At 49.1% G+C, this 20,404-nt stretch carries 33 protein-coding genes and 1 pseudogene; 30 read left to right on the forward strand and 4 right to left on the reverse strand.

What is annotated here, in order from left to right:
• Positions 1-68: 68 nt before the first annotated feature.
• The 10 genes from C1N59_RS22965 (at position 69) to C1N59_RS23010 (ending at position 4,253) form a co-directional block, all read left to right on the forward strand.
• Entirely contained in the window at positions 69-377 is a 309-nt protein-coding gene (locus C1N59_RS22965) for a DUF3850 domain-containing protein (RefSeq protein ID WP_394551528.1), read from the forward strand.
• Between the two features lie 161 nt (positions 378-538).
• Positions 539-988 carry a recombination protein NinB gene (locus C1N59_RS22970; RefSeq protein WP_394551530.1) on the forward strand — a complete coding sequence of 150 codons (450 nt, stop codon included), beginning with the start codon at positions 539-541 and terminating at the stop codon, positions 986-988.
• 187 nt (positions 989-1,175) lie between these two features.
• Positions 1,176-1,457 carry a hypothetical protein gene (locus C1N59_RS22975; RefSeq protein ID WP_394551532.1) on the forward strand — a complete coding sequence of 94 codons (282 nt, stop codon included), beginning with the start codon at positions 1,176-1,178 and terminating at the stop codon, positions 1,455-1,457.
• Positions 1,454-1,681, forward strand: a complete 228-nt coding sequence (locus C1N59_RS22980) for a protein ninH (protein ID WP_394551534.1) — start codon at positions 1,454-1,456, stop codon at positions 1,679-1,681. The genes C1N59_RS22975 and C1N59_RS22980 overlap by 4 nt, the downstream gene beginning before the upstream one ends.
• Before the next feature lie 177 nt (positions 1,682-1,858).
• Complete coding sequence (locus tag C1N59_RS22985) at positions 1,859-2,095, forward strand: hypothetical protein (protein ID WP_394551536.1); 237 nt, start codon at positions 1,859-1,861, stop codon at positions 2,093-2,095.
• Between the two features lie 98 nt (positions 2,096-2,193).
• Positions 2,194-2,367, forward strand: coding sequence for a protein NinF (locus C1N59_RS22990; protein WP_394551419.1), 174 nt, complete (start codon positions 2,194-2,196; stop codon positions 2,365-2,367).
• On the forward strand, positions 2,360-2,638 hold the full coding sequence (locus C1N59_RS22995) for a hypothetical protein (protein ID WP_394551421.1): 279 nt from the start codon (positions 2,360-2,362) through the stop codon (positions 2,636-2,638). Before C1N59_RS22990 ends, C1N59_RS22995 begins: the two co-directional genes overlap by 8 nt.
• A complete protein-coding gene (locus C1N59_RS23000; RefSeq protein WP_394551423.1) occupies positions 2,631-2,852 on the forward strand; it encodes a recombination protein NinG in 222 nt (73 codons plus the stop codon). The genes C1N59_RS22995 and C1N59_RS23000 overlap by 8 nt, the downstream gene beginning before the upstream one ends.
• Positions 2,843-3,316, forward strand: coding sequence for a recombination protein NinG (locus tag C1N59_RS23005; RefSeq protein ID WP_394551538.1), 474 nt, complete (start codon positions 2,843-2,845; stop codon positions 3,314-3,316). The genes C1N59_RS23000 and C1N59_RS23005 overlap by 10 nt, the downstream gene beginning before the upstream one ends.
• A gap of 115 nt (positions 3,317-3,431) precedes the next feature.
• Entirely contained in the window at positions 3,432-4,253 is an 822-nt protein-coding gene (locus C1N59_RS23010; protein ID WP_394551425.1) for an antitermination protein, read from the forward strand.
• Between the two features lie 61 nt (positions 4,254-4,314).
• On the opposite strand, the gene C1N59_RS23015 is transcribed toward C1N59_RS23010, so the two are convergent.
• Complete coding sequence (locus tag C1N59_RS23015) at positions 4,315-5,088, reverse strand: helix-turn-helix domain-containing protein (protein WP_078829177.1); 774 nt, start codon at positions 5,086-5,088, stop codon at positions 4,315-4,317.
• Positions 5,089-5,175: 87 nt separating this feature from the next.
• Between C1N59_RS23015 and C1N59_RS23020 the strand changes: the two genes are divergently transcribed.
• Both C1N59_RS23020 and C1N59_RS23025 read left to right on the forward strand, forming a co-directional pair.
• Positions 5,176-5,349, forward strand: a complete 174-nt coding sequence (locus C1N59_RS23020) for an Arc family DNA-binding protein (protein ID WP_176138176.1) — start codon at positions 5,176-5,178, stop codon at positions 5,347-5,349.
• A 74-nt stretch (positions 5,350-5,423) separates the two neighbouring features.
• A complete protein-coding gene (locus tag C1N59_RS23025) occupies positions 5,424-6,059 on the forward strand; it encodes a P22AR C-terminal domain-containing protein (protein ID WP_394551428.1) in 636 nt (211 codons plus the stop codon).
• 150 nt (positions 6,060-6,209) lie between these two features.
• Here C1N59_RS23025 and C1N59_RS23030 read toward each other — a convergent pair whose 3' ends face one another.
• Both C1N59_RS23030 and C1N59_RS23035 read right to left on the reverse strand, forming a co-directional pair.
• Positions 6,210-6,647 (reverse strand): biopolymer transporter ExbB, encoded by a 438-nt coding sequence (locus C1N59_RS23030; protein ID WP_394551430.1) that lies wholly within the window; start codon positions 6,645-6,647, stop codon positions 6,210-6,212.
• Between the two features lie 22 nt (positions 6,648-6,669).
• Positions 6,670-7,515 carry a protein rexA gene (locus C1N59_RS23035; RefSeq protein ID WP_394551432.1) on the reverse strand — a complete coding sequence of 282 codons (846 nt, stop codon included), beginning with the start codon at positions 7,513-7,515 and terminating at the stop codon, positions 6,670-6,672.
• A 240-nt stretch (positions 7,516-7,755) separates the two neighbouring features.
• On the opposite strand from C1N59_RS23035, the gene C1N59_RS23040 reads away from it, so the two are divergent.
• Together C1N59_RS23040 and C1N59_RS23045 are read left to right on the forward strand one after the other, a co-directional pair.
• A complete protein-coding gene (locus tag C1N59_RS23040; protein WP_394551434.1) occupies positions 7,756-8,124 on the forward strand; it encodes a hypothetical protein in 369 nt (122 codons plus the stop codon).
• 92 nt (positions 8,125-8,216) lie between these two features.
• On the forward strand, positions 8,217-8,564 hold the full coding sequence (locus tag C1N59_RS23045; protein ID WP_394551436.1) for a hypothetical protein: 348 nt from the start codon (positions 8,217-8,219) through the stop codon (positions 8,562-8,564).
• A 202-nt stretch (positions 8,565-8,766) separates the two neighbouring features.
• Here the strand turns inward: C1N59_RS23045 and C1N59_RS23050 are convergent, their stop codons facing one another.
• Positions 8,767-9,036 (reverse strand): hypothetical protein, encoded by a 270-nt coding sequence (locus C1N59_RS23050; protein WP_394551438.1) that lies wholly within the window; start codon positions 9,034-9,036, stop codon positions 8,767-8,769.
• 352 nt (positions 9,037-9,388) lie between these two features.
• On the opposite strand from C1N59_RS23050, the gene C1N59_RS23055 reads away from it, so the two are divergent.
• The 16 genes and pseudogenes from C1N59_RS23055 (at position 9,389) to C1N59_RS23130 (ending at position 20,353) form a co-directional block, all read left to right on the forward strand.
• Entirely contained in the window at positions 9,389-9,688 is a 300-nt protein-coding gene (locus C1N59_RS23055) for a hypothetical protein (RefSeq protein ID WP_394551439.1), read from the forward strand.
• 2 nt (positions 9,689-9,690) lie between these two features.
• A complete protein-coding gene (locus C1N59_RS23060) occupies positions 9,691-10,176 on the forward strand; it encodes a lysozyme (protein ID WP_394551441.1) in 486 nt (161 codons plus the stop codon).
• On the forward strand, positions 10,173-10,574 hold the full coding sequence (locus tag C1N59_RS23065; protein WP_394551443.1) for a hypothetical protein: 402 nt from the start codon (positions 10,173-10,175) through the stop codon (positions 10,572-10,574). The genes C1N59_RS23060 and C1N59_RS23065 overlap by 4 nt, the downstream gene beginning before the upstream one ends.
• Before the next feature lie 135 nt (positions 10,575-10,709).
• Positions 10,710-10,976 carry a hypothetical protein gene (locus C1N59_RS23070; protein ID WP_394551445.1) on the forward strand — a complete coding sequence of 89 codons (267 nt, stop codon included), beginning with the start codon at positions 10,710-10,712 and terminating at the stop codon, positions 10,974-10,976.
• Positions 10,977-11,178: 202 nt separating this feature from the next.
• A complete protein-coding gene (locus tag C1N59_RS23075; RefSeq protein ID WP_394551447.1) occupies positions 11,179-11,625 on the forward strand; it encodes a hypothetical protein in 447 nt (148 codons plus the stop codon).
• 276 nt (positions 11,626-11,901) lie between these two features.
• Positions 11,902-12,522 carry a putative metallopeptidase gene (locus tag C1N59_RS23080; protein WP_394551449.1) on the forward strand — a complete coding sequence of 207 codons (621 nt, stop codon included), beginning with the start codon at positions 11,902-11,904 and terminating at the stop codon, positions 12,520-12,522.
• Positions 12,523-12,553: 31 nt separating this feature from the next.
• Entirely contained in the window at positions 12,554-13,033 is a 480-nt protein-coding gene (locus tag C1N59_RS23085) for a DUF2280 domain-containing protein (RefSeq protein ID WP_394551451.1), read from the forward strand.
• The gene (locus C1N59_RS23090; protein ID WP_394551453.1) at positions 13,020-14,492 is read left to right on the forward strand and encodes a phage terminase large subunit family protein; all 1,473 of its coding nucleotides are present in this window, start codon (positions 13,020-13,022) and stop codon (positions 14,490-14,492) included. The genes C1N59_RS23085 and C1N59_RS23090 overlap by 14 nt, the downstream gene beginning before the upstream one ends.
• 12 nt (positions 14,493-14,504) lie before the next feature.
• Complete coding sequence (locus tag C1N59_RS23095; RefSeq protein WP_394551455.1) at positions 14,505-15,902, forward strand: DUF4055 domain-containing protein; 1,398 nt, start codon at positions 14,505-14,507, stop codon at positions 15,900-15,902.
• Between the two features lie 118 nt (positions 15,903-16,020).
• Positions 16,021-16,784 (forward strand): annotated as a pseudogene (locus C1N59_RS23100) (DUF6651 domain-containing protein).
• A 131-nt stretch (positions 16,785-16,915) separates the two neighbouring features.
• Positions 16,916-18,082, forward strand: a complete 1,167-nt coding sequence (locus tag C1N59_RS23105) for a P22 phage major capsid protein family protein (RefSeq protein ID WP_394551457.1) — start codon at positions 16,916-16,918, stop codon at positions 18,080-18,082.
• A gap of 48 nt (positions 18,083-18,130) precedes the next feature.
• Positions 18,131-18,286, forward strand: coding sequence for a hypothetical protein (locus C1N59_RS23110; protein ID WP_394551459.1), 156 nt, complete (start codon positions 18,131-18,133; stop codon positions 18,284-18,286).
• A gap of 9 nt (positions 18,287-18,295) precedes the next feature.
• Positions 18,296-18,694 (forward strand): hypothetical protein, encoded by a 399-nt coding sequence (locus tag C1N59_RS23115; protein WP_394551462.1) that lies wholly within the window; start codon positions 18,296-18,298, stop codon positions 18,692-18,694.
• A gap of 1 nt (position 18,695) precedes the next feature.
• The gene (locus C1N59_RS23120) at positions 18,696-19,337 is read left to right on the forward strand and encodes a hypothetical protein (protein ID WP_394551464.1); all 642 of its coding nucleotides are present in this window, start codon (positions 18,696-18,698) and stop codon (positions 19,335-19,337) included.
• A 1-nt stretch (position 19,338) separates the two neighbouring features.
• Positions 19,339-20,154, forward strand: a complete 816-nt coding sequence (locus C1N59_RS23125; RefSeq protein WP_394551466.1) for a hypothetical protein — start codon at positions 19,339-19,341, stop codon at positions 20,152-20,154.
• Between the two features lie 4 nt (positions 20,155-20,158).
• Positions 20,159-20,353 (forward strand): hypothetical protein, encoded by a 195-nt coding sequence (locus tag C1N59_RS23130; protein WP_394551468.1) that lies wholly within the window; start codon positions 20,159-20,161, stop codon positions 20,351-20,353.
• Positions 20,354-20,404: the final 51 nt, after the last annotated feature.

A 20,404-nucleotide genomic window follows, 5' to 3' on the forward strand; every position in this document is an offset into this window, starting at 1 on the left:
ACCGTTCTCTGTAACCTTCGCACTTATGGAGGCTATGAATATACGGATGGTGACAGGTTAAACATTACATGGGCTATTTGGCAGGCAGCATTGAAAAGCAAGCAGGGGGAAGTATGACAGAGCATGGGCTTAAAATTTTACCCGAGCATTACGAACCGGTTGAATCTGGCATCAAACGGGCTGAACTCCGCAAAAATGACCGTGACTATAAGCAAGGAGATACTTTAAATCTCTGCGAATGGGACGGAAATAACTTCACTGGTCGATTCGCCATAAGGGTGATTTCACATGTGGCAGACGTTTCCACTTACCTGCCCGGCTACGTATTGCTAAGCCTCGAAGATGCGGGGCCGGCTCACGATGATTTGATGTGGTGAGGTAATTATGAACAACGTCATCCCGCTCCGCCGCGACCCACTCCGCAAGGCCTTCGAAGTAATCGACACACTCAAAGACACCAAACTTTCACCGGGCCAAGAGCGCATCGCTGATGAGGCTTTGTCGTGGCTCCAGAAAGCTATCGAAGAGAGATACAGCAATGGAGACACAACGCTACCTGCTTCGTAACAACGACATCCGACAGAACTGCATCAGCGCCATTCAGCAACTACCAGCCAATCCCGATAAGCCAATCGAAATCGTCATCCAGGAACGCAAGCGAAGCTCAGATCAGAATCGCCGTATGTGGCCGCTTTTGCATGACCTCTCCGCGCAGGTTACCTGGTACGGGCAAAAATACACACCGGAAGACTGGAAAGACCTCATCACAGCCCTCGTAGCGAAATCAAAAAACGAACATCAGCGCACTGCACCCGGTATCGGCGGCGGCGTCGTCATGTTCGGCTCACGCACAAGCAAGATGCGGGTAAGCGAGATGGTGGAAGTTATTGAGGCGATTTACTGGTTTGGCACTGAGCAAAACGTGAAGTTCAGCGACGAGGCCCGGCTGGAAATCGAATGGGCTCAGAGGTTTGGAAAGAGCAAATGACACCATTCACCGACATATCAGCAGCAATCGAAGAAGCTGTATGGCTTTCCCATATCTACCGAAAGGCGCATTGCGTTTACCAGCGTTTCGACGGGCTTATGGAGGTCAGGCCAGAGCATCCCGATCGCAATCCAATGTACACCACTGGCGCGCCGGGGATAGTAACCACTGATTACGGGAGTGCAGTATGACACCACTAAAGGGTAGAGAGATTACTCAGACACAATTTTTCAAGATTTGCAGTGAATACGACGAGGGTAAACCGAATTTGTTGAGCATAGAGGGTAGAGAGCCATCCTTTGACCGTGGTGTTATCCATTTCACCCTGCGAAAAGACCGCGGCACTCACTTTACCGGAATTGGGATTATGGCAGTAAGCCTGACCCAGCATAACGGTGGTCAAATAGCGGCTGATGCTTTGCATGAACTCAAGCGCTGGCTGTTTTTGTATCAGGAGCGCTCAGCATGAACGCACATATAAAAACCATTCCTGAGCTACTGGTTACCACCAGGGGCAATCAGACAAAGGTTGGCGAAATACTTGGCATAAGCAGGCATACCGTCCGCGAATATGCCAGAGACTTCGAAGCCAAAAAGCACATAGTCATCAACGGCGTCCTGATGGTGGCACAGGGTAATCGCGGCATAAGAAGCAAAGGTGGAGACATTGAAAATCACACCCTTCGTGCATGACGCATGCGACGCGGACACCGCTGACGAACTCCTCTCCCGATACAAACTCCGAAACATCCAGGCAACCAAGACGCTCGCATTCGACCCGCGCCTGTGGATTGTCACTGCGTTGTTGCCAACCTATCGGGAAAGGCCAATACCAACCAGGCAGTATAAAAACCCAATGTGGAGCAGGTTATGACATCAAAGGCTGATTACACCTATCTGGACATGCTTATTCAGGAAAGTGTCGCCTCGGGAAACAATACTTTCGCAAAAATCGACTCAGGAGATGTTCATAACCAATCCAAATTACTTGAGCAGGAAATAAAAAGTGAGGCCTTCCGCATTATCGACCGCCGCTTACAAGCCCTGCGTAAGAAGGGGTTAATCAAGCACTCAAAAGCCGAGAAATGGACGATTAACTATGAATGACCGCTGCTGCCGATGCCACACCATCCTCACCTCAGAGGATAAGTATCACTACGGCGCTAACTGCGAATCCTGCGAGTGCGATATCGAATGGGAGAACCATGAGCGACACAACCCAATCAAGTCAGCCTACTGGCGCTGGCGAGCAATCTGCTACTGCCTGCGCGTTCTGCGGCACTGCCCTGGCAGACTCACAGGTTTATTGCTGCACCGCCTGCGAGGTAACGCTGATGCTTGACCCCAATTACCTTTTATCAGGAGAAGACAATGGCTGAGTTAAAAGCGGGCGGACTGGCGATTATCATATCTTGTCCCTGGGGAAAGAATGTTGGGAAGGTAGTAAGGCTTATTCGCTTTCTTGGTGAAAGGAATAGTGACTTTACAGAAGAATCAGGTCCGGCATGGGAGATATATTGTGAAAGCGGAATCTATTCTGACGGAGGTACTTACAAATTGTGCGGTTCATTTAGCAGGAGGCTAATGCCAATTGACGGATGCGATTTCAGTCATCAAGACGAGCAACAAAAGGAGCTGACATATGGCTAAAGGCTTAAAAAAGCCGAAGCCGAGAAAATGCAAAATCTGTCCTGAAAAGTTTATCCCCTGCAACAGTCTTCATACCACCTGCTCACCTAAATGCGCCATCCAGTTAGCCACACAGCAATCAGAACGCCGTAAGTTACAGCGCGAGAAAGCTGAGCGCGCCGCATGGAATAAACGCAAAGCCGATGTGAAGCCGTTAAGCGCGCCATCCAGTTAGCCACACAGCAATCAGAACGCCGTAAGTTACAGCGCGAGAAAGCTGAGCGCGCCGCATGGAATAAACGCAAAGCCGATGTGAAGCCGTTAAGCCACTGGATAGCAATGACCCAGCGGGCGTTTAACGATTACATCCGGGCGAGAGATGGTGATGTCTGTATCAGTTGCGGGAGCACAACGGCGGTCAGCTACCACGCAGGGCATTTTCGGACGACTGCAGCGGCTTCGCAGTTACGCTTCAGTGAGGACAATGTTCACTCACAGTGCGCATCCTGTAACACCCACCACTCCGGCAACATCGGACCCTACCGAATCAACCTCATAGCAAAAATCGGCATTCAGCGCGTTGAGGTGCTTGAATCAGATAACAACCCTCACCGATACACCCGTGATGAACTGGACGCGATTAGAGCGCGATACAGGGCTTTGACACGTGCATTGGTTAAGCAGAGAGAAGCAGCATGACCGAATACCTAAAAGCCAAATGGCGACGGCTACTTTCCCATTTCCGGCCAACTTACCCAGTCATCCAGCCAGCACACATCCAGAGTTGGGATGCACAACCGAGAAGGAAAAAGCGATGAGCCTTGAATCAACCGTGAAATATCATTACGCGAAAACGCAGAACTTCAGCGGAATGGCACCTCAGACATCACCAGACACACTTACCGGCACTGACTATATCGCCAGCATGGGTATGGCTATGTCACGGGCTCAGATGGGTTACAGCGCTTTTATGGGAAAGGTTGGGATAAGTGAGAACGACGCCGCACGCGCCGTGTCCCTGTTAACTGATTACGCTCTTCAAAACTGCGATAAGGTGGCCGCCTTACGCAAGCTCGACAAGGATATTAAGCGGCAGGTAATGCAAACGCTCGCAACTTTTGCATTTCTCGATTACTGCCAGAGCGCTTCAAGCAAGAAGCCGTGCAAATGCTGCAATGCCACAGGCTTCATCGATGCAGAAGTATTCACCATGAAATCACGCTTTGGCACGCAAAGGCCGGGCGCGGTAACGGAGATTAAGCGCCTTACTGAGTCTCTGCCTGAAAATACGGCTTATCAGGTACGTGATGTTGAGCGCGTTCTCTGTCCTGAGTGCAAAGGGAAATGCGTGGTGTCATCAGCCTGCCGGGATTGTAAAGGGAGGGGTAAGGCCATGATGGAAGCCGAAAGCAAACGCCAAGGCGTGCCGGTTATTGGTGACTGCAAACGGTGCAGTGGGCGAGGGTTCGAGAGAATACCTTCTATAGACGCCCATAATGCAATCTGTGATTTTACCGAATCTGTCAGCCTTGATACGTGGAAGAAAAGCGTTAAACCGTTTTATGACAGCCTGATCGTCAAGCTTGAAATTGAAGAGTCATGGGCTAATGCTGCATTGAATAAGGTTACTGCTTAACTTGCAGGGCCCACTAATGTGGGCTTTTTATTGGTTCATGATACAAAAAGGTATCATATGCTCAATTTTTTTTATCTTTCCCCTCAAGCATCGAGTTGGGTGATGGGTAATCAGCTTTCTGCAAGACTTGAAGGTTTACATTAGCGACCTCAATCCGACTCATTGCTGGCAGTCTATTTTCCATAGACACTGCAGGTATCAGCGTAATTTCCTTGCTTTCAATTTCTTTGTTGCTTATTTCTTCATCAAGATACCTATTATCTAGCGGATGAAGTTTTGATGTTCGAAAGCCTGAAAAAAACTGCCTGAAACTAACAGCCCCGGTGTCCATCATAGCTAGAACGAAGTCCTGATCTTCTACTTCGATCATAGGTTCAAATACTACTATGCACCCTTTGGGGAATCCGTAACCGAAATCATCTGATGACGCCATGCCTTCATCGTCATTGACCAACGCAAATGCTAAATTACTAACTTCGAAACTAATGGGGTAAGTGCGCGGCGCGAACTTTTCATTTCCAACAGAAGTTAACCATTCGAAAATTTCATCTTTCCGTAGTATTGGTATCTTTCTTGTTACATCAGCAGGTGAAACTCTAGCTTTTATTCTTCCGTCACCTTCACCACTTGCCAGCCACTCAGGTGACGTACCTAAGGCAGCAGCTAACCGCAATAGAACTGCCTCGCGAGGCCATGTTCCTCCGCTTTCATATGCTGCTATTTGACGCTGAGATACGCCAGCCAACTCTGCAAGCTCTCTCTGGGTTAATGAATTTATAGCCCTGGCAGATGAAATTCTTTTCCAAAAATCACCTTTAATTTCATATGACTTCATAATAACACTCAAATTTACTCACAAACTTCTTGAAAGCTCATTTCAATGAAGTATTATGATGTTCAACGCTATGGTATGGAGTATGTCATGAACAAGAAAGAAGTTACAGCTGTTAACCCAATGCAGTTGAGAATCCCTCAGGATATGAAAGAAAGAATCGCTCAAAATGCTAGTAGGGCTTTCAGAACCCTGCATAGCGAGGTGCTATATCGCTTGCAGTTACTAGACGAGATGGAGAGGAAAGGTGAGATCAAGATTTGAAATAAAAGAGGAAGCCCGGAAGTGCGCTAACACTAACCGGGCCTCTGATGTCAGCAACCTAGCGGGAAACCAACATGACCATTGTAGCTAAATCAGAATTCAACTTCCAGGGCAACGCTATCGTTCCTGTGGCTAACTTGAGCGGAATCTGGCTGACCTCGACAGACATTGCCAACGCGCTGCAGTACAAAAGCTCAAAGTCGATCACGAACCTTTTCAACCAAAACTCAGATGAGTTTACCAGCGGCATGACTCAGGTCATTGAATCAGTGACCTCAGGAAATTACCGCAAGAAAGTTCGCGTGTTCAGCTTGCGTGGAGCACATCTTATAGCGATGTTTGCTCGCACTACTGTGGCTAAAGAGTTCCGTCGCTGGGTGCTCGACATTCTGGATCGCGAAATTCAGCACTCTCCCATCGTTAAGCAGTTCACCGACGAAGAATTATGTAAGTTAACCTGGATGTGGTTTGTAGGAGAGCGTATGCGAACCTTCTCACGCGAACTCCGAGATCCTCTTCGTCAGATTAAATCTCAATACGCTGGAAAGGCGCATGACTTTGGTCATGAGTTTAATGGTGTTTTCACAGATGCGCGTGAAATCCTCATCAGGCATACACAACACATTGAGAAGCATGGCGGGGAAGATGTTTACGAAAAGAATTTAAAATTGCCACTAACCTGGCTGAAAGCGCCAGTGGATTATCACTAAGCACTTAAAGAGAAACCGCCAGTGTCTGCTGGCGGCTAAGTTTTCGGAGCAAAAGGGCTTCACCAGGGAAGAGTCCGACAGTGTATGGCTACTTGGCGAGTAAGGCTAGGAAACTGGCCGAAGATTAAATAAACCCAGACCAGAGCGAAATTACTTAGCCTTTGAAAAGTTGAATATTTGTATTAATAGCAAGCTAATGTGCATGAGAGATGCGGCAGACATGCCAATACAGATACTGGGTAGCAACGGTATAGGAGTTTTACTTGTGGCCATCAAGAAAATGCCAACAAAGAAAACCATACCTAACTCAACAAATGTCAATGCGTACAAAATTACAACCGAAGACATATAGCCATATGCTTTCAGTTTGTACATGTTGCGCCCGCCAAGGCCCATCATGAAAGTTAGAGCTGCTATAAGTATGGCTATCGTAGTACCTGAGTACGATGCCATAGCTGCCCCCAAGGCGTCCCTATGCTCAGAAAAGGAGAGGCCTTCGGCAAGCTGGCGAATGATATAGTAAGCCGCCACTACGAACGCATAAGGTATGGAAAAAAGTATGATCGCAGGGGTGATTTTTATACGCATTCTAGCCCCTCTCCTTAAGCGTTTAGATTGTTAATTCGTCTCCGAACATGTTTGCAAAACATTCTACAATAATCGGCTTCATCCTGATGTAGCAAGTTGCCATTTCTAACGCTAAATCTTCGTTAGTGGAACGATAAAGGTTAGCGCTTATCTGACCTTTGTTAGACAAGTAAAATTCCGTTAGCAAGTCGGCGGCCTCTTCCTTACCTTTAAGCAAAATGCTTTCATGTTGTTCGTCAATATTATCAATGATTTCCTTGGCAAAGCCTTTTATGTTACGCATTCTTTTAGGCTTGATAGTGATTTCAATGCCTTCAAGAAGCTCTTCGTCAATAGATTGCGCACCAAGTGTCCGAAGCACGGGACCAAGTAACCTTGAAGCTGACTCGACTCTAATAGTAGTTCTACCGATGAACTGCATGTTCATCGCATCATCTTTTGTGATGTCGCGCATGAGTGGCTCAATAGATAACTTATGCCCATCCGGAATTTTACAGCGGGCGTTTATATATGCTGTTAGCTCTCTGACGCTCGGTCCATAAAGCGTCTTTGCGAACCCAATAACATTTCCGCTGATATAAAGAAATGAAGGAAACCCGAGCGATTCATCTGAGCTCAATGAGCTTCGAATCTCATCTACAGAAAAGGTTTTCCGATTTATCCTTTTTACGAGATCTGAGTCGAATGTCTTTGTAATGAGGAAGGACTCTGCAAAAATGTGGTGAGCAAAAACGTAATAGTCTTCTATCTGCTGAGAATGATTTTTGGCATCGATGACTTGCTCAGATAAAAGCCTTAAGAAATCTAGCGGGGTTTTCTTCCCTGAGTTTTTATCTAGTGCGTAGATGGCGTTAAAGCTTAATTTCATTGTGGGTCCATAAATTAGCGTTGTGGCCGCTCCATGCCATATTACATGTTATCTCAATGGCATTGGATGAGATGATGAAGCGCATGAATAACAAGCTCTTTAGGAATCATCCTAACCTGGCTTTTCCTGCTCGCCTATCCTGATAGATGATCAGTGCTTATGTATTTTCTTCTTTGACATCTTCCCAACAATTTAAAATCACGGTAGTTTGATTCCGAGGCTTTCTCTGGGAGACATGTTATGAACCTGAAAATAAGAAGTATCCACGGACATGGAAAAGCGGAAGAAGAGTATGTAATTATTGATGTTTTAAGTGATTGCAATGCTAAATATTATATGATTGCTGACACCACTTTCATGCAATCTGGTGGCATATCTAATAAAGTAAGACATACACATTGGTTCCATCCAGCCGACTTAAAAAAGGGAGATCTTTTAGTCTTGCATACTGGTACAGGAACGGATAGAAGCGACAAGCAAACAAATGGGGTAACCTATCATCAGAGATTTTGGGGCCTAAAATCTGCTGTATGGAATGATGATGGAGATGGTGCGCTACTTTTTGAGATTAGTACTTGGAAAACTACAAAGGTTTATGAGACGAAGTGAAATGAAGCCACCTTCGGGTGGCTTTTTCTTTGCACCACCTTTCACCTAGCCCATGCTACGATTTGACCATTGATACCAATGGGGATATGGAAATGAGATTAGCTTTAGCTGTGATGGGATTGCTGGTGTGCTCCGCGGCGCATTCTGATACACAGAGTGCTGCAAAAAATCTAAGCGACTGCGTAACCCAATATGCAGGCAGTCAAATTAAAACCACCAAATCGGCTGGTAACATCTCTAATGAATCTTTTGATAAATGTAGCGCAGAACTCTCTGAATACCATGACTCTATAGGCCCTGATAAAGCGCAATGGTCTGGTTTAAGTGCACAACAAAAAGAAGCTATTTCAAAAATTAGAGACCAGACAACTTCCAGAGTTCGTGAGAGTTTATCTTCACAGATCGTCACCTTTGTCACAGAATCGCGCAAGAAATCCTAACGCACTTTTGCGGGTTTATGTTGTGCAATCATAAATGGCTCATTATTTTATCGTGGGCTATTTACTTTTCCCGAAACTGGGGATATGCTTTCTAACAGTTGAAGTTCCGTCTGGTTGTTTCCAGGCAGAAATCAGTTCCAAATTTGTGATAGTCAAAACGCCCTGCGGTCTCACCAACTGCGAGGGCGTTTTTGTTGGGTTGCTAAATGTAAAACTCTCTTTCGCTAAGTTCTATGTAATTGGAATTCAGCGATATGTTCAATTTTATATCAGCATTGAAGTGATCCAATGTGGCTTGATCGGAAACAGCAATAAACACGTGTACTGATTTATTGATATAAGTGTTTATATCATCCCAAGATCCGGTAGAAATCTCATGGATAGATAATTTCGGATGCTTACGTACTGCCTCTACTTTGAATGATGCAACTTTTGAGTTCTGAACTCGATATACATGATGATTGCTAGCCATAAATCCTCCTTGTTGTAGAAACGTCTTTATCGGCAAAACTTCAGAAAAACTTATAGGTAACTGCTTAGGCGGTGCCTTTTTCGTTTTCGCCCATACCAATCACTGCAAACTATGGATTTCCCTTTGTGGTATCGGGCGTTCTTTTTCAGGCATAAAAAAATCCGCACAGTGGCGGATTCTCACATTGGCTACCCAATGGCATAGCGGATCTTTTATCTCGACAGTAAAAGACTAACCGGACGTGTCCAGTACAGAAAGTAGACAATTCCTAATTGGACAAGTCCCCGCTTCGGGGGTGGATATGATACGCATGAACCAACACGCAGACACTGCAATCAGCGGAGGTAGCTGGATGACTGTGCTATCGGCTCTCGCTGGCACCATTACCCTTGACCGGGTTTACATGATTACGGCGATAGCGGGTCTGGTCATCGCTTTTTTTGGTTATCTGGATAAGCGCCGCACTGAAAAGCTTAAACGTAAAGAGATCGAAGAGAGCATGCAAAGCGAACGAGAGCGGCTTGAGCTGGATCGTATTCGTGCCCAGGCTGTTATCGATTACCTGAAGGGTTCAAAAGACACCCCTGCTGTTCAGAAATCGCCAGAGGTTATTCAGGGAATCAACAAGGTGCTTGATGCTGCTAAGGACTAAACATGGCGATTTCACCCGCTTTACGTAAAAGCCTTGTCACTGCGGCGAGTGGCGGGGCATTAGCCATCGCTGCTGTTTTGATCCCAAATCTTGAAGGCAATTCCTACACCCCATACCGTGACGTAGGTGGCGTGTGGACCGTATGCAACGGCATCACAGGCCCGGATGTAATTCAGGGTAAAACTTACACACAGAAAGAGTGCGACGCTCTTCTTCAAAAGCATCTCCAGCCATACGCCCGGTCTGTGGAGCGCTCTGTAAAGGTCCAATTGAATGCATATCAGAAAGCCGCACTTATCAGTTTTAGCTATAACGTCGGTGTTAATGCATTCGAGCACTCATCGGTACTGCGTAACCTTAATGCCGGTCGATATCAGCAAGCCTGTGATGGACTTCGAAGCTGGGTTTACGTGGACCGCGTAAGGATTCAGGGGCTGGCCAATCGCCGTGAAGTGGAGCGCGAAATCTGCAACTGGAGTGAGAAATGATGCTCAGCAGAATCAAGTGGGATGCTGTAGCGATAGCTGTGCTGTTTCTGCTGGTTATAGCCCTCGGCTTTACAGTCAGGCTGCAGTCATCGTCTAAAGCGCTACTCACACAGCAAAATGAGCAACTTAAGCAGGAAAAGACATCAGCCGAGGCAATCACTACCAACGTCCTGAAAGCCACAGCACTGTTCAATGATATCGCCCAGGCAACCCATGATGACAATCAATCCAGTAACTCAGACAGCGAGGAAAGGGTGGTTATCATCCGCCAGGCGATTAAAGGTGATCCGTGTGCCGCTCAGCCTGTTCCTGTTAATGCAACTGACCAGTTGCGCGCAAACAGAAACAAAGTACGTTCAGGTGCCGCCAGTACAGATCCCGGTAAGCCTCCTGGCTGACTGCGAAATACCACTTATCCCTGACCCATTTACATGGGGCGACAGTCTGGAATTGAACGAGCGACTCCTCAACTCTCTTGCCAACTGCAATCGAGATAAGGCCGCCATCCGTAAAATCGAACTGGAGCGGCAGAAATGAGCAAATTCATCACATGGCTAATAAGCCTGTTTATCCATCCTAAAGAAGAGAACAACCAAATGTCTGAGCCATTGAATGACGCAACTGTCGTACAGTCAGTTTCAGCAGCACCGGCCACTGCTGAAGTGATCACCCCTGCAACAGAAGTAAAATCTGGTGTTCAGGATTTCGAAGCCGCAATGAACTTCGTTGTCGATGGTGTTGAAAAGCTGGGCGACGCGGCAAAAGATGAGCTGATCGCACTGGCTAAAAAGTATCTGTGAGCATCACAAGGCGCATTTCCGAGTGCGCCTGATGGTGATATCACTCGGCTAAGAACGCGGTAAAAATTTTAATATTCAAATTTCAAAATTTTTCTAAGGTGACTTTGTTGTGCCTTCAATCAGTAAAATTAATAAACTTAACGACTAGGATGGATAAAGATATAAATAATGTGCTGGTTAACTCTCTTAAGGAAAATAAATCATGATGAAAATTGTTAAAGCCTCAATCTTAGCTGTTTCTGTGATCGCATCTTTTTCAGCTATGGCTGACTGGCAGCCTTATAAAACCGTTGTATTGGATGGTTATAATAATACAGTTCCCGGAGGTAGTGTTTACAGTGAAACCAGTGTGGCTTCAGGCGTTTATCGCTTCCGTGTTGACCCGGCCTCAGCTGGAGTTGACTTTGCCACTGGCCAGGCGGGAAATACGAAATCTAAATCCGCTGCATTAATGACCTATGATCGTACAACCACTACAGATAAAACCGCTGCTGTGAGTTATTATGGTTTGAATAATGACGGACTTCAGGCTTCATCTCAAATTCATGCTTTTCCACAAGGAGGCGGGTTTGACTTGTTCTTAGAAGACTGGCAGCGTGCGGATGATTCTGGCTCTGTGAACGTCATAATTGAAAAATGGCAGAATTAATTTTCAAATAGAATATTTTTGAAAGTAAGCACTCTATATCTTCAGTGGATTATATAGGGTGCTTTTTTAATCTTGGTATCAGACGCAGGAATTAGCTTTAATCAAACTTAAGGCTAATTTCTTTAAGAAAATAAATGGTGGGTAAGTAATGGTTTAGATTAAAAAAAATTATGCCCGTATGCCTGCCAGTCCAGAACGATGGTCTGTTTGTGCGCGAAGCTGCCAGGCTGATTCGCCGCCTTATTACTACCAAAGTGACTTTTGTCAGGAACTGATATGAGCGACCGACCTATGCCACCACAGGAACTGGTAGAGGAATTTAAGCCTTACATCTCTCTCATTCCTGCTGATGAGATCTTGTATTGGGTGCAGGAGCAAATCATCAGCAGTGATGGCCGGTTGCATAATTCCGATCATGCACATCTTGCTGAGGCTGATATAGCATTTTTGTGGGCCGCTACTGCCTTTACTAAAAAAGGGCGCACCGTGCTTGGGCAGGCCGAAGAAGTGATGATGCGTGCGGGCGGCTGGCAAAAAGCCCGCATGGAACAACAACTGTATGAATGGTTTGGCCGCAAGCCTGATTTCATCATTACCCTGGCTGCTGATTTCTGCATGAATTGTAGCGATCTGGAGTTCTGCGCGCTGGTTGAGCATGAGCTTTATCACATCGCCCAGGCGACAGATGAGTTTGGAGCACCTAAATTCTACCGTGATTCGGGATTGCCCAAGCTGTGCATGCGTGGACACGACGTGGAAGAGTTTACCGGGGTGGTTCGTCGCTATGGCCCGAGCGTTGAGGTACAGGAATTAGTTGATGCTGCCAGCAAGCCCGCTGAAGTGTCGAAGATTAACATCGCCAGATCGTGCGGAACATGCATGATTAAACTGGCATAAGCATTTATTCAGATTGTCATGGAGGTAGCCTGTGGCAGCATTATCGACAGAGGTTAAAGCCTTCATCGTTCAGTCTTTGGCCTGCTTTGAACCTCCCTCAAAAGTCATTGAGCTTGTAAAGGCTGAGTTTAACGTCCAGGTTTCACGCCAACAGGTTTCTCAGTACAGCCCCGGTAATGCCATGGCTGCAAAGTTGAGCCAGAAGTGGATCAACTTGTTTGATAGCACCCGCGCGCGATTCCAGACAGAGATTTCCGATATTCCAATCGCAAACAAGGCATACCGGCTGCGCACACTTGACCGGATGATGACTAAGGCGGAGAGCATAAAGAATATGGCTCTTGCGGCCACTCTTATTGAGCAGGCTGCCAAGGAGTGCGGTGATGCTTACACTAATAAGCAAAAAGTTGAGCACACAGGTAAAGATGGCGGACCAATTGAGTCGGCTACGCTGACCAAAGACGAATATAAAGCTGCGCGGCGGGAGATGCTGGAGGATGACGACTGCTGAGCAGAAGAATTATGCGCGCCGGTTAGAGTGTGAAGAAGATGGTCTGTATTACGCCCGTTATTTCTTCAAGCAACGCACTGGCGGCAAGATGATTGTCGCGCCCCATCATAAAGCTATTCAGAGAACGCTTGATCGCGTTATTGCTGGCGACATTAACCGGCTGATTATCAATGTTCCTCCTGGCTATACCAAAACAGAACTGGCTACCATAAACATGATGGGGCGTGGGCTGGCACTGAATAGCCGTGCCCGCTTCATGCATCTTTCCTACTCGCACAACCTTGCGCTTCTCAACTCCTCTACTGCGCGCGGCATGATTAAGTCGAAGGCTTATCAGAGCATGTGGCCGATGGAGTTGCGTGACGATGCAGACAGTAAGGCAATGTGGTGGAACGAGTACGGCGGGGGTGTCTACGCTTCATCTGCTGCTGGTCAGGTCACTGGCTTCCGTGCCGGGCATATGGAGCCAGGCTGGCAGGGCGCGCTGATTATTGATGACCCGGTCAAACCTGACGACGCCTACAGCGAAACTGTCCGTGACGGCGTTAACAACCGTTTTAACGAAACCATTAAGTCACGACTGGCGATTGAAACAACGCCGATGATCGTGATTATGCAGCGCATCCATTATCAGGACTTAAGCGGATATCTGCTGCGGGGCGGCAGCGGTGAAATGTGGCACCACCTGAATCTGCCCGTAATTATCGATAACAGCCAGGCCTACAGCGCGCTTTATCCCGAAAACACGCATGCCATACCGATTGAACATGGCCTGTCTGATGGCTGGCTCTGGCCCTTCAAGCATAACGAATCGCATCGCGTTGCGCTGTTTTCACATAGACGCACGGCTGAAGCACAATACATGCAGAAGCCGCGCCGGTTTAACGCCGAAGGCGCGCTGTGGAATGAGGCGATGATCGCCAGCGCACATGCGCTGCAAATTGCGATTGAAGCTACTCGCACTGTTGTTGCAGTGGACCCCCAGGCGGTTAATAACGAGGACAGCGACGAAACGGGCATTGTCGTTGCTAGTTCCTACGGCAGGGGTAATGACCGGCTGTTTTCTGTGGATGCCGATTATTCGGCGAAATTCTCGCCAAACGGTTGGGCCAAAAAAGCCATATGGGCCTACACAGAACACCGGGCCGAGGCGATCGTCATCGAAACAAACCAGGGTGGCGACATGGCGGAAGATACCCTGCGCAATGCTGGCTTTACCGGCCGCATTATCCGCGTGCATGCCAGCAAAGGGAAATATGCCCGTGCCGAACCGATTTCAGCGCTCTATGAGCAGGGCCGCGTGGCACATCGCGGAAACCTCTACACGCTGGAAAACCAGTTGATGGAGTACGTGCCGGCCACTGCCAAAAAATCGCCTGACCGCCTTGATGCTCTGGTCTGGGCCATTACTGAACTGTTCCAGCCGAAGGGCGTAACTGTCAGACCTTTCTCAGCCTAACCGGAAACCAAAATGAGTAATGACGTTCGCAAACGGTCCGCTAAAGTCGAGGCCATTACTGCTGAATGGTCGATGATTACCGCGCTGCTGGGCGGTACGTCAGCCATGCGAAATGCAGGTAAAACCTACCTGCCTCAGTGGCCGAATGAAGATGAAAAGTTTTATAGCAATCGCCTGGCTACGGCCACGCTGGTGCCTGCATTCTCCCGCACGGTTGAGGTGTTAAGCGGTAAACCATTCTCCCGTCCGGTGTCATGGGACGAGAAAAAGGTACCGCAACGTATTCAGGCTATGTTTCCTGATATCGATTTGCAGGGAACCAACCTGCATTCATTCTTAGCTGACATCTGCGAAGAGACGCTTTCTTACGGTATCTGCGGCATGCTGGTGGAGCATCCACCTACTGAAGGTCAGTTAACACAGGCTGAGGAACGGCAGCGCGGTCTGCGTCCTTATTTTGTGAAGATAGCGGCCAACAGCCTGCTCGACTGGGACTCTGAAAGAGTCGATGGTCGTGAAACATTTACCATGCTTCGCTTTGTTGAGGTGGTCAGCGAGCGTGATCCGGCTAATGAATTTGTGGAAAAGCAGATAGAGCAGGTCAGGGTACTTAACCCAGGTCGCTGGCGTACCTACCGCAAACAGTCTGGCAGCAACGTAGCGGAAGAATGGCAACTGTATGATGAAGGCACAACGAGCCTCAATAAAATCACGTTTGTTCCGGTTTACGGTGATAAAACGGGTTTTATGCAGGCGCGGCCGCCGCTGGCACAGCTCGCATTTCTCAATGTTGAGCACTGGCAGTCGAAAAGCGATCAGCAGACGATTCTGCACGTTGCCCGAGTGCCAATCCTGTTCGGGCGCAAACTGGGTGACGGCCCCATTACCGTGGGGGCAGCCTCAGCTATCACATCCGACGAAGATAATGCTGATCTGAAATACGTTGAGCACACAGGCAAAGCCATCGAAGCCGGACGTACTGACCTGCGCGACCTTGAAGACCTGATGCGTCAGATTGGCGCTGAATTGCTGGTTATCAAGCCTGGACGCCAGACGGTGGCGCAGACGGTCGCCGACAGTGAAGCCGGAACCTGCGCGTTGCAGCGCATTGTGGGTGACCTGACGGACGCCACAAACCTTGCGCTGCAGTATGCCGCTGAGTGGATCAAGGAAACAGACGGCGGGTCAATCACTATCTTCCGTGATTTTGGCGCATCGAATCTTGCCGAGGCTTCTGCTGATCTGCTGCTCAGTATGAACGTCAGTAATGCTCTGTCGAACGAAACGCTGTTTAACGAGATGCAGCGCCGTGGACTGATTGATGTCGAATTGAACTGGGCAGACGAACAGGCCCGCATCGCGGCACAACCTCCACGTCCGGGCGAAACGCAGACAAAACTCACCGGCTAACAGTCACGCTGGAAAACACAGGCTCATGCACCCGCATGGGCCTTTTTTATGGCCGTAACCTGCGGATGCAGAGCGGCGTAACGGGCCGGATGGCTCACAAGTAAGGCAGAAATCAAACATGAAACTCAAACTCGACGAACATGGTCACGTAGTTGTATCCGATGGCAAGCCGGTTTACGTGCACGACGATGGCAAAGAAGTGCCGTTTGACGCCGCAGGAACCGTGGCAACTATCGGTCGCCTGAATGCAGAAGCCAAAGGCAATCGTGAGCGCTATGAAACAGCCGAAGCGTCGCTGAAGCAGTTTGAAGGGATTACCGACGCCAAAGAAGCTGTCAGGGCGCTTTCTCTCGTCAAGAACCTGGATGACAAAAAACTGGTTGATGCCGGTGAGATTGAGCGCGTTAAGGCTGAGGCGACAAAAGCGCTGGAGCAGCGTTACCAGCCATACGTAGAAAAAGCCGAACGGCTTGAGCTTGAACTGCACAACGAAAAAATTGGCGGGCATTCAGCCGTTCAAAGCTTATTGGCGACAAGTTTGCGATTCCTGCCGATCTGGTCCAGGCCAAATTTGGCAGCGCCTTCTCTCTTGAAGATGGTCGCATTGTTGCCAAAGACCAGTCAGGCAACAAAATTTACAGCCGTTCATCTCCGGGTGAGCTTGCTGGTTTTGATGAGGCGCTGGAAATCATCGTGGACGGTTATTCGCACAAAGAACACATCCTTAAAGGCTCCGGTGCATCCGGCAGCGGAGCGCATGGCAGCCAGAGTGTTGGTGGGAAACGAACAGTTACCCGCGCCCAGTTCGACGCATTGCCGCAGCCCGAACAACAGTCACTGGCTCAGGCAGCAGGAAAAGGTGAAGTCAGCATTGTTGACTGATCCCCCGCAGTAAAAGACATCGCCCACTTCGGTGGGCTTCTATGGAAATACCCCGGATGGGGCACCGCGAATGAGCTGGATGGCTCTACGCACAGCATTCACTCATTTCACTTTTCTGGAGATCGTGCCTCATGGCAAACACCTTAACCGGGTTAATCCCGACCATTTATGAAGCGCTTGACGTTGTTTCACGTGAGCAAATCGGCTTCATTCCGGCTGTAACGCGCAACTCAAGTGCGGCACGCGCTGCGCTGAACGAAACCATCATGATCCCGATTGCGCCGCAGGCGACACTGGGCGATAACACCCCGGCTGTTACTGCGCCTAACACAGGTGATCAGAACATCGGCAATGTGACGATGACCATCAGCAAATCGAAGCACTATCCGATTCGCTGGAACGGTGAGGAGCAGCGTGGGCTGAATAATGCCGGTATGTATGGCGCGTTACTGCTTAATCAGTTCACTCAGGCATTTCGCACCCTGTCAAATCAGATTGAAGCGGACCTGTTCAGCACGGTTTATCAGAACGCTTCACGCGCTTATGGTACTCCGGGAACTGCGCCGTTTGGCGTGGCAGGCGACCTGTCGGACATTGCTCAGGTTCGTAAAATCCTCGATGACAACGGCGCACCCCAGACCGATCTGAATCTGGTGCTGGGCTCGGGAGCGATTGCCAACCTGCGCGGTAAGCAGAATGTTCTGTTTAAAGTAAACGAGGCGGGTACGTCTGATTTGCTGCGTCACGGCATTATTGGTCAGCTTGAGGGGCAGATGATCCGCAACTCAAACGCTGTCCAGTCAGTCGCCCAGGGTACCGGCTCTGGCTATACCACCGATACTGCCGGTTATGCGGCTGGGGCGACTCAAATCAACCTCACTGCCGGTACAGGCACTATTTTGCCTGGCAACACCATCACGTTTGCTGGCGATGCCAACAAATATGTGGTGACCGGTGGTATTACTGCTCCGGGTGTCGTGACCATCGCTGCGCCGGGTTTGCGAAACGCTATCGCAGCATCGGCTACCGCCGTGACTGTTGGCGCAACAGCAACACCAAACCTGTCGTTCAGTTCAAGCGCTGTGCAGCTAATCACCCGCTCGCCTCAGATGCCTATCGGCCCTGATGGTAAAGCGATGGATATGGCTGAAGACGTCATGCAGGTGACAGATCCAGTGTCAGGCATCGTGTTTGATATTGCGGTCTACCGCCAGTACATGCAGTTGGTCTATCACGTCCGCCTGGCGTGGGGCTGTCAGGCCATCAAGTCAAACCACATCGCCATGCTGCTGGGTTAATCAGTGCCGGGAGGGGAACCAACCCCCTCCCTCAAACGAGGAATTCACATGATAGTTGAAACTGTAAAAGTTGTCTCAGCAGTTACTGATGATAACCCCCATGGTTATGTCGTGATCAACAAAAGCGATCTCACCGAGGAACATACTCTGTTTGGTGAAGATGCGCCCAAGAAAACAAAAAAAGCTGACGAAGCGGAAAAGTAAGGGGCTGATATGGCACTCACTGACGCCCAGATGACCGATACGCGGCGGTACATGGGATATCAAAACCTTGGCACCACGATGGCTGCGAACGTTAATCAGGACCTGGTGTATGTGCAATTCGGGATGGTTACCATGTCACTCTACCAGCGCCTGACAACGCTGAGCGCCAGTGAGGAGGCAGTGCTGATTAATACCTACCTTACGCCTCTTGCCAGTCTTGAATCGGGCATTTACGGCGCTGCTGACAATCTGGATACCGCGCAGGCGGCAGTCTGGGTAAGAAATGCCAATGAAGTCCGTGACAGGGAAAAACTGTTCGATTCATGGCGTCGCCGTTTGTGTGCATTTCTTGGGGCCGCACCCGGACCAGGCATTGGCAACGGCATAACGCAAATCGTCAGGTGCTGAAATGGATGCTTCAAAACTCAGAGAAAAGGTTTACATCGGCTACGGAAAAGCGGCGAAACGCATTGGTTACAACGCCCAGCAATTTCGTGCAACGAGTGCCTTTAACCCTCTGGCAACAGCAGCGCTGCAAACTCTGCCAGCCTCTTTCACCACGAATTTCTCCTACAGCGCGCCCAATAAATACGGGCAGGCCACATGGCTTGGCGTTTTTGACGGTCGGGCATTTCTGCCAGGAGATTATCTGGTTTCGCCAGAGGATGGCACATTCTTTGTTGCCGCGATGCAGACAACATTACCAATTCTCCTGGTGAGCTGTAATCGAACCATATCAATACTTCGCCCATCCATGGGGACAGGACCCGGCGCTATCGGCTACGGTGGCGATACTGCAGCGAGTGAGGTGCCGATCATGACCAACTGGCCTTGCTCAATGCTTCAGGGCAGTAAGGGCGAGAAAAACGAAGTCGGATTGCCTGCTGATGCTAAAAACCCGTGGTTTAACGTCCTGCTACCTTACGTAAATGGGGTGACGTTGCGCACGGCAGATATCATCACCGATGACCTCGGTGGCCGGTATAAGCTGACCTCAGCCGAACTGACGGACTTAGGCTGGCGATTAACTGCACAACAGGTGAGGCCGTGATATGGCAGACGTTTACGGCATTCAGAACACGCTGGTATCGCTTATCGCGGGTGTGATTTACCCCAACGGCACATTGCAGCCTTCAGTATCTGGTGTGACGACGTACATTTACGCCGGATGGCCTCAGCCAAAGCGCCTGGAAGATGATTTAAGCGCTGGCGGCTGTCACATAAGCGTTTATCCGTTGTCAACTGAGAGGAAGCTCACCGAATCGCTGGGAAGGCCATGGCGCACCATCTCGAAAGGTGCTTCTGGCATCACCGCTACTGTATCGGGCCAGCAAATCACCTTCGGCGGCACAGTAACCACTCCGACCAATATCAACATTCACAGCAATGACCAGCATTACACCTATGCGGTGCAGCCAACTGACACGCTGACGACGATCACCACTGCCTTGACGGTGCTGATTGCGGGTGCGTCGAATGCTGGGCCGGTTATCACAATGCCATCTACCGCTGCGTTTGAGGTAAGGATTGGTGCGAATGACACCGTCGGGCGGATACTTCGCCGCCAGGAAAAGGATTTCCAGATTACGGTGTGGGCCGGCTCGCCTGATGTGCGCGCTGCAGCCGCTCTTGCTGTCGATAACGGCCTTTCGGCGCTGACATCACTCAGCATGCCCGACGGCTCGCCTACGGTACTGAGGTACAAACGCTCTCTCATCAGTGACAGCGCTCAGTCTTACCTTGTTTACCGTCACGACATGATTTTCTGCGTCGATTTCAGCTCGCTTCAGACCGCGCAGGCAATTCAGGTTGTTGCTCCTACGATGAACGTGAGCGACACGCATACAACTCAAACTTTCCCGGAGTAACAACATGGCAGATAACGAGAAATCAGGCGCACCCGCTGAGATTTCACCCGCACCCGATAAGCTGGGTTACGACCTCGTCGTGCGTCACGCTTTCATGGATTACCAGATTGGTGATCGGATTAATGACTCAGCCAAAATCAAGGAGATTTTAGCTGGCGAAATGGCCTGCTATGTCTTCAAGGCAGCAAAAGCAGACTGATAACACTCTCTGTCAACAAATGACCCGCTCACTGAGGCGGGTTTTTATTTG

This window comes from Pantoea sp. SGAir0183 (genome assembly GCF_043545505.1).

Excerpts from the sequence above, each read along its gene's own strand:
- C1N59_RS22965 (WP_394551528.1), top strand. The coding sequence starts at position 69 with ATGGGCTATTTGGCAGGCAGCATTGAAAAGCAAGCAGGGGGAAGTATG.
- C1N59_RS22970 (WP_394551530.1), top strand. The coding sequence starts at position 539 with ATGGAGACACAACGCTACCTGCTTCGTAACAACGACATCCGACAGAAC.
- C1N59_RS22975 (WP_394551532.1), top strand. The coding sequence starts at position 1,176 with ATGACACCACTAAAGGGTAGAGAGATTACTCAGACACAATTTTTCAAG.
- C1N59_RS22980 (WP_394551534.1), top strand. The coding sequence starts at position 1,454 with ATGAACGCACATATAAAAACCATTCCTGAGCTACTGGTTACCACCAGG.
- C1N59_RS22985 (WP_394551536.1), top strand. The coding sequence starts at position 1,859 with ATGACATCAAAGGCTGATTACACCTATCTGGACATGCTTATTCAGGAA.
- C1N59_RS22990 (WP_394551419.1), top strand. The coding sequence starts at position 2,194 with ATGAGCGACACAACCCAATCAAGTCAGCCTACTGGCGCTGGCGAGCAA.
- C1N59_RS22995 (WP_394551421.1), top strand. The coding sequence starts at position 2,360 with ATGGCTGAGTTAAAAGCGGGCGGACTGGCGATTATCATATCTTGTCCC.
- C1N59_RS23000 (WP_394551423.1), top strand. The coding sequence starts at position 2,631 with ATGGCTAAAGGCTTAAAAAAGCCGAAGCCGAGAAAATGCAAAATCTGT.
- C1N59_RS23010 (WP_394551425.1), top strand. The coding sequence starts at position 3,432 with ATGAGCCTTGAATCAACCGTGAAATATCATTACGCGAAAACGCAGAAC.
- C1N59_RS23015 (WP_078829177.1), bottom strand. The coding sequence starts at position 5,088 with ATGAAGTCATATGAAATTAAAGGTGATTTTTGGAAAAGAATTTCATCT.
- C1N59_RS23020 (WP_176138176.1), top strand. The coding sequence starts at position 5,176 with ATGAACAAGAAAGAAGTTACAGCTGTTAACCCAATGCAGTTGAGAATC.
- C1N59_RS23025 (WP_394551428.1), top strand. The coding sequence starts at position 5,424 with ATGACCATTGTAGCTAAATCAGAATTCAACTTCCAGGGCAACGCTATC.
- C1N59_RS23030 (WP_394551430.1), bottom strand. The coding sequence starts at position 6,647 with ATGCGTATAAAAATCACCCCTGCGATCATACTTTTTTCCATACCTTAT.
- C1N59_RS23035 (WP_394551432.1), bottom strand. The coding sequence starts at position 7,515 with ATGAAATTAAGCTTTAACGCCATCTACGCACTAGATAAAAACTCAGGG.
- C1N59_RS23040 (WP_394551434.1), top strand. The coding sequence starts at position 7,756 with ATGAACCTGAAAATAAGAAGTATCCACGGACATGGAAAAGCGGAAGAA.
- C1N59_RS23045 (WP_394551436.1), top strand. The coding sequence starts at position 8,217 with ATGAGATTAGCTTTAGCTGTGATGGGATTGCTGGTGTGCTCCGCGGCG.
- C1N59_RS23050 (WP_394551438.1), bottom strand. The coding sequence starts at position 9,036 with ATGGCTAGCAATCATCATGTATATCGAGTTCAGAACTCAAAAGTTGCA.
- C1N59_RS23055 (WP_394551439.1), top strand. The coding sequence starts at position 9,389 with ATGACTGTGCTATCGGCTCTCGCTGGCACCATTACCCTTGACCGGGTT.
- C1N59_RS23060 (WP_394551441.1), top strand. The coding sequence starts at position 9,691 with ATGGCGATTTCACCCGCTTTACGTAAAAGCCTTGTCACTGCGGCGAGT.
- C1N59_RS23065 (WP_394551443.1), top strand. The coding sequence starts at position 10,173 with ATGATGCTCAGCAGAATCAAGTGGGATGCTGTAGCGATAGCTGTGCTG.
- C1N59_RS23070 (WP_394551445.1), top strand. The coding sequence starts at position 10,710 with ATGAGCAAATTCATCACATGGCTAATAAGCCTGTTTATCCATCCTAAA.
- C1N59_RS23075 (WP_394551447.1), top strand. The coding sequence starts at position 11,179 with ATGATGAAAATTGTTAAAGCCTCAATCTTAGCTGTTTCTGTGATCGCA.
- C1N59_RS23080 (WP_394551449.1), top strand. The coding sequence starts at position 11,902 with ATGAGCGACCGACCTATGCCACCACAGGAACTGGTAGAGGAATTTAAG.
- C1N59_RS23090 (WP_394551453.1), top strand. The coding sequence starts at position 13,020 with ATGACGACTGCTGAGCAGAAGAATTATGCGCGCCGGTTAGAGTGTGAA.
- C1N59_RS23095 (WP_394551455.1), top strand. The coding sequence starts at position 14,505 with ATGAGTAATGACGTTCGCAAACGGTCCGCTAAAGTCGAGGCCATTACT.
- C1N59_RS23105 (WP_394551457.1), top strand. The coding sequence starts at position 16,916 with ATGGCAAACACCTTAACCGGGTTAATCCCGACCATTTATGAAGCGCTT.
- C1N59_RS23110 (WP_394551459.1), top strand. The coding sequence starts at position 18,131 with ATGATAGTTGAAACTGTAAAAGTTGTCTCAGCAGTTACTGATGATAAC.
- C1N59_RS23115 (WP_394551462.1), top strand. The coding sequence starts at position 18,296 with ATGGCACTCACTGACGCCCAGATGACCGATACGCGGCGGTACATGGGA.
- C1N59_RS23120 (WP_394551464.1), top strand. The coding sequence starts at position 18,696 with ATGGATGCTTCAAAACTCAGAGAAAAGGTTTACATCGGCTACGGAAAA.
- C1N59_RS23125 (WP_394551466.1), top strand. The coding sequence starts at position 19,339 with ATGGCAGACGTTTACGGCATTCAGAACACGCTGGTATCGCTTATCGCG.
- C1N59_RS23130 (WP_394551468.1), top strand. The coding sequence starts at position 20,159 with ATGGCAGATAACGAGAAATCAGGCGCACCCGCTGAGATTTCACCCGCA.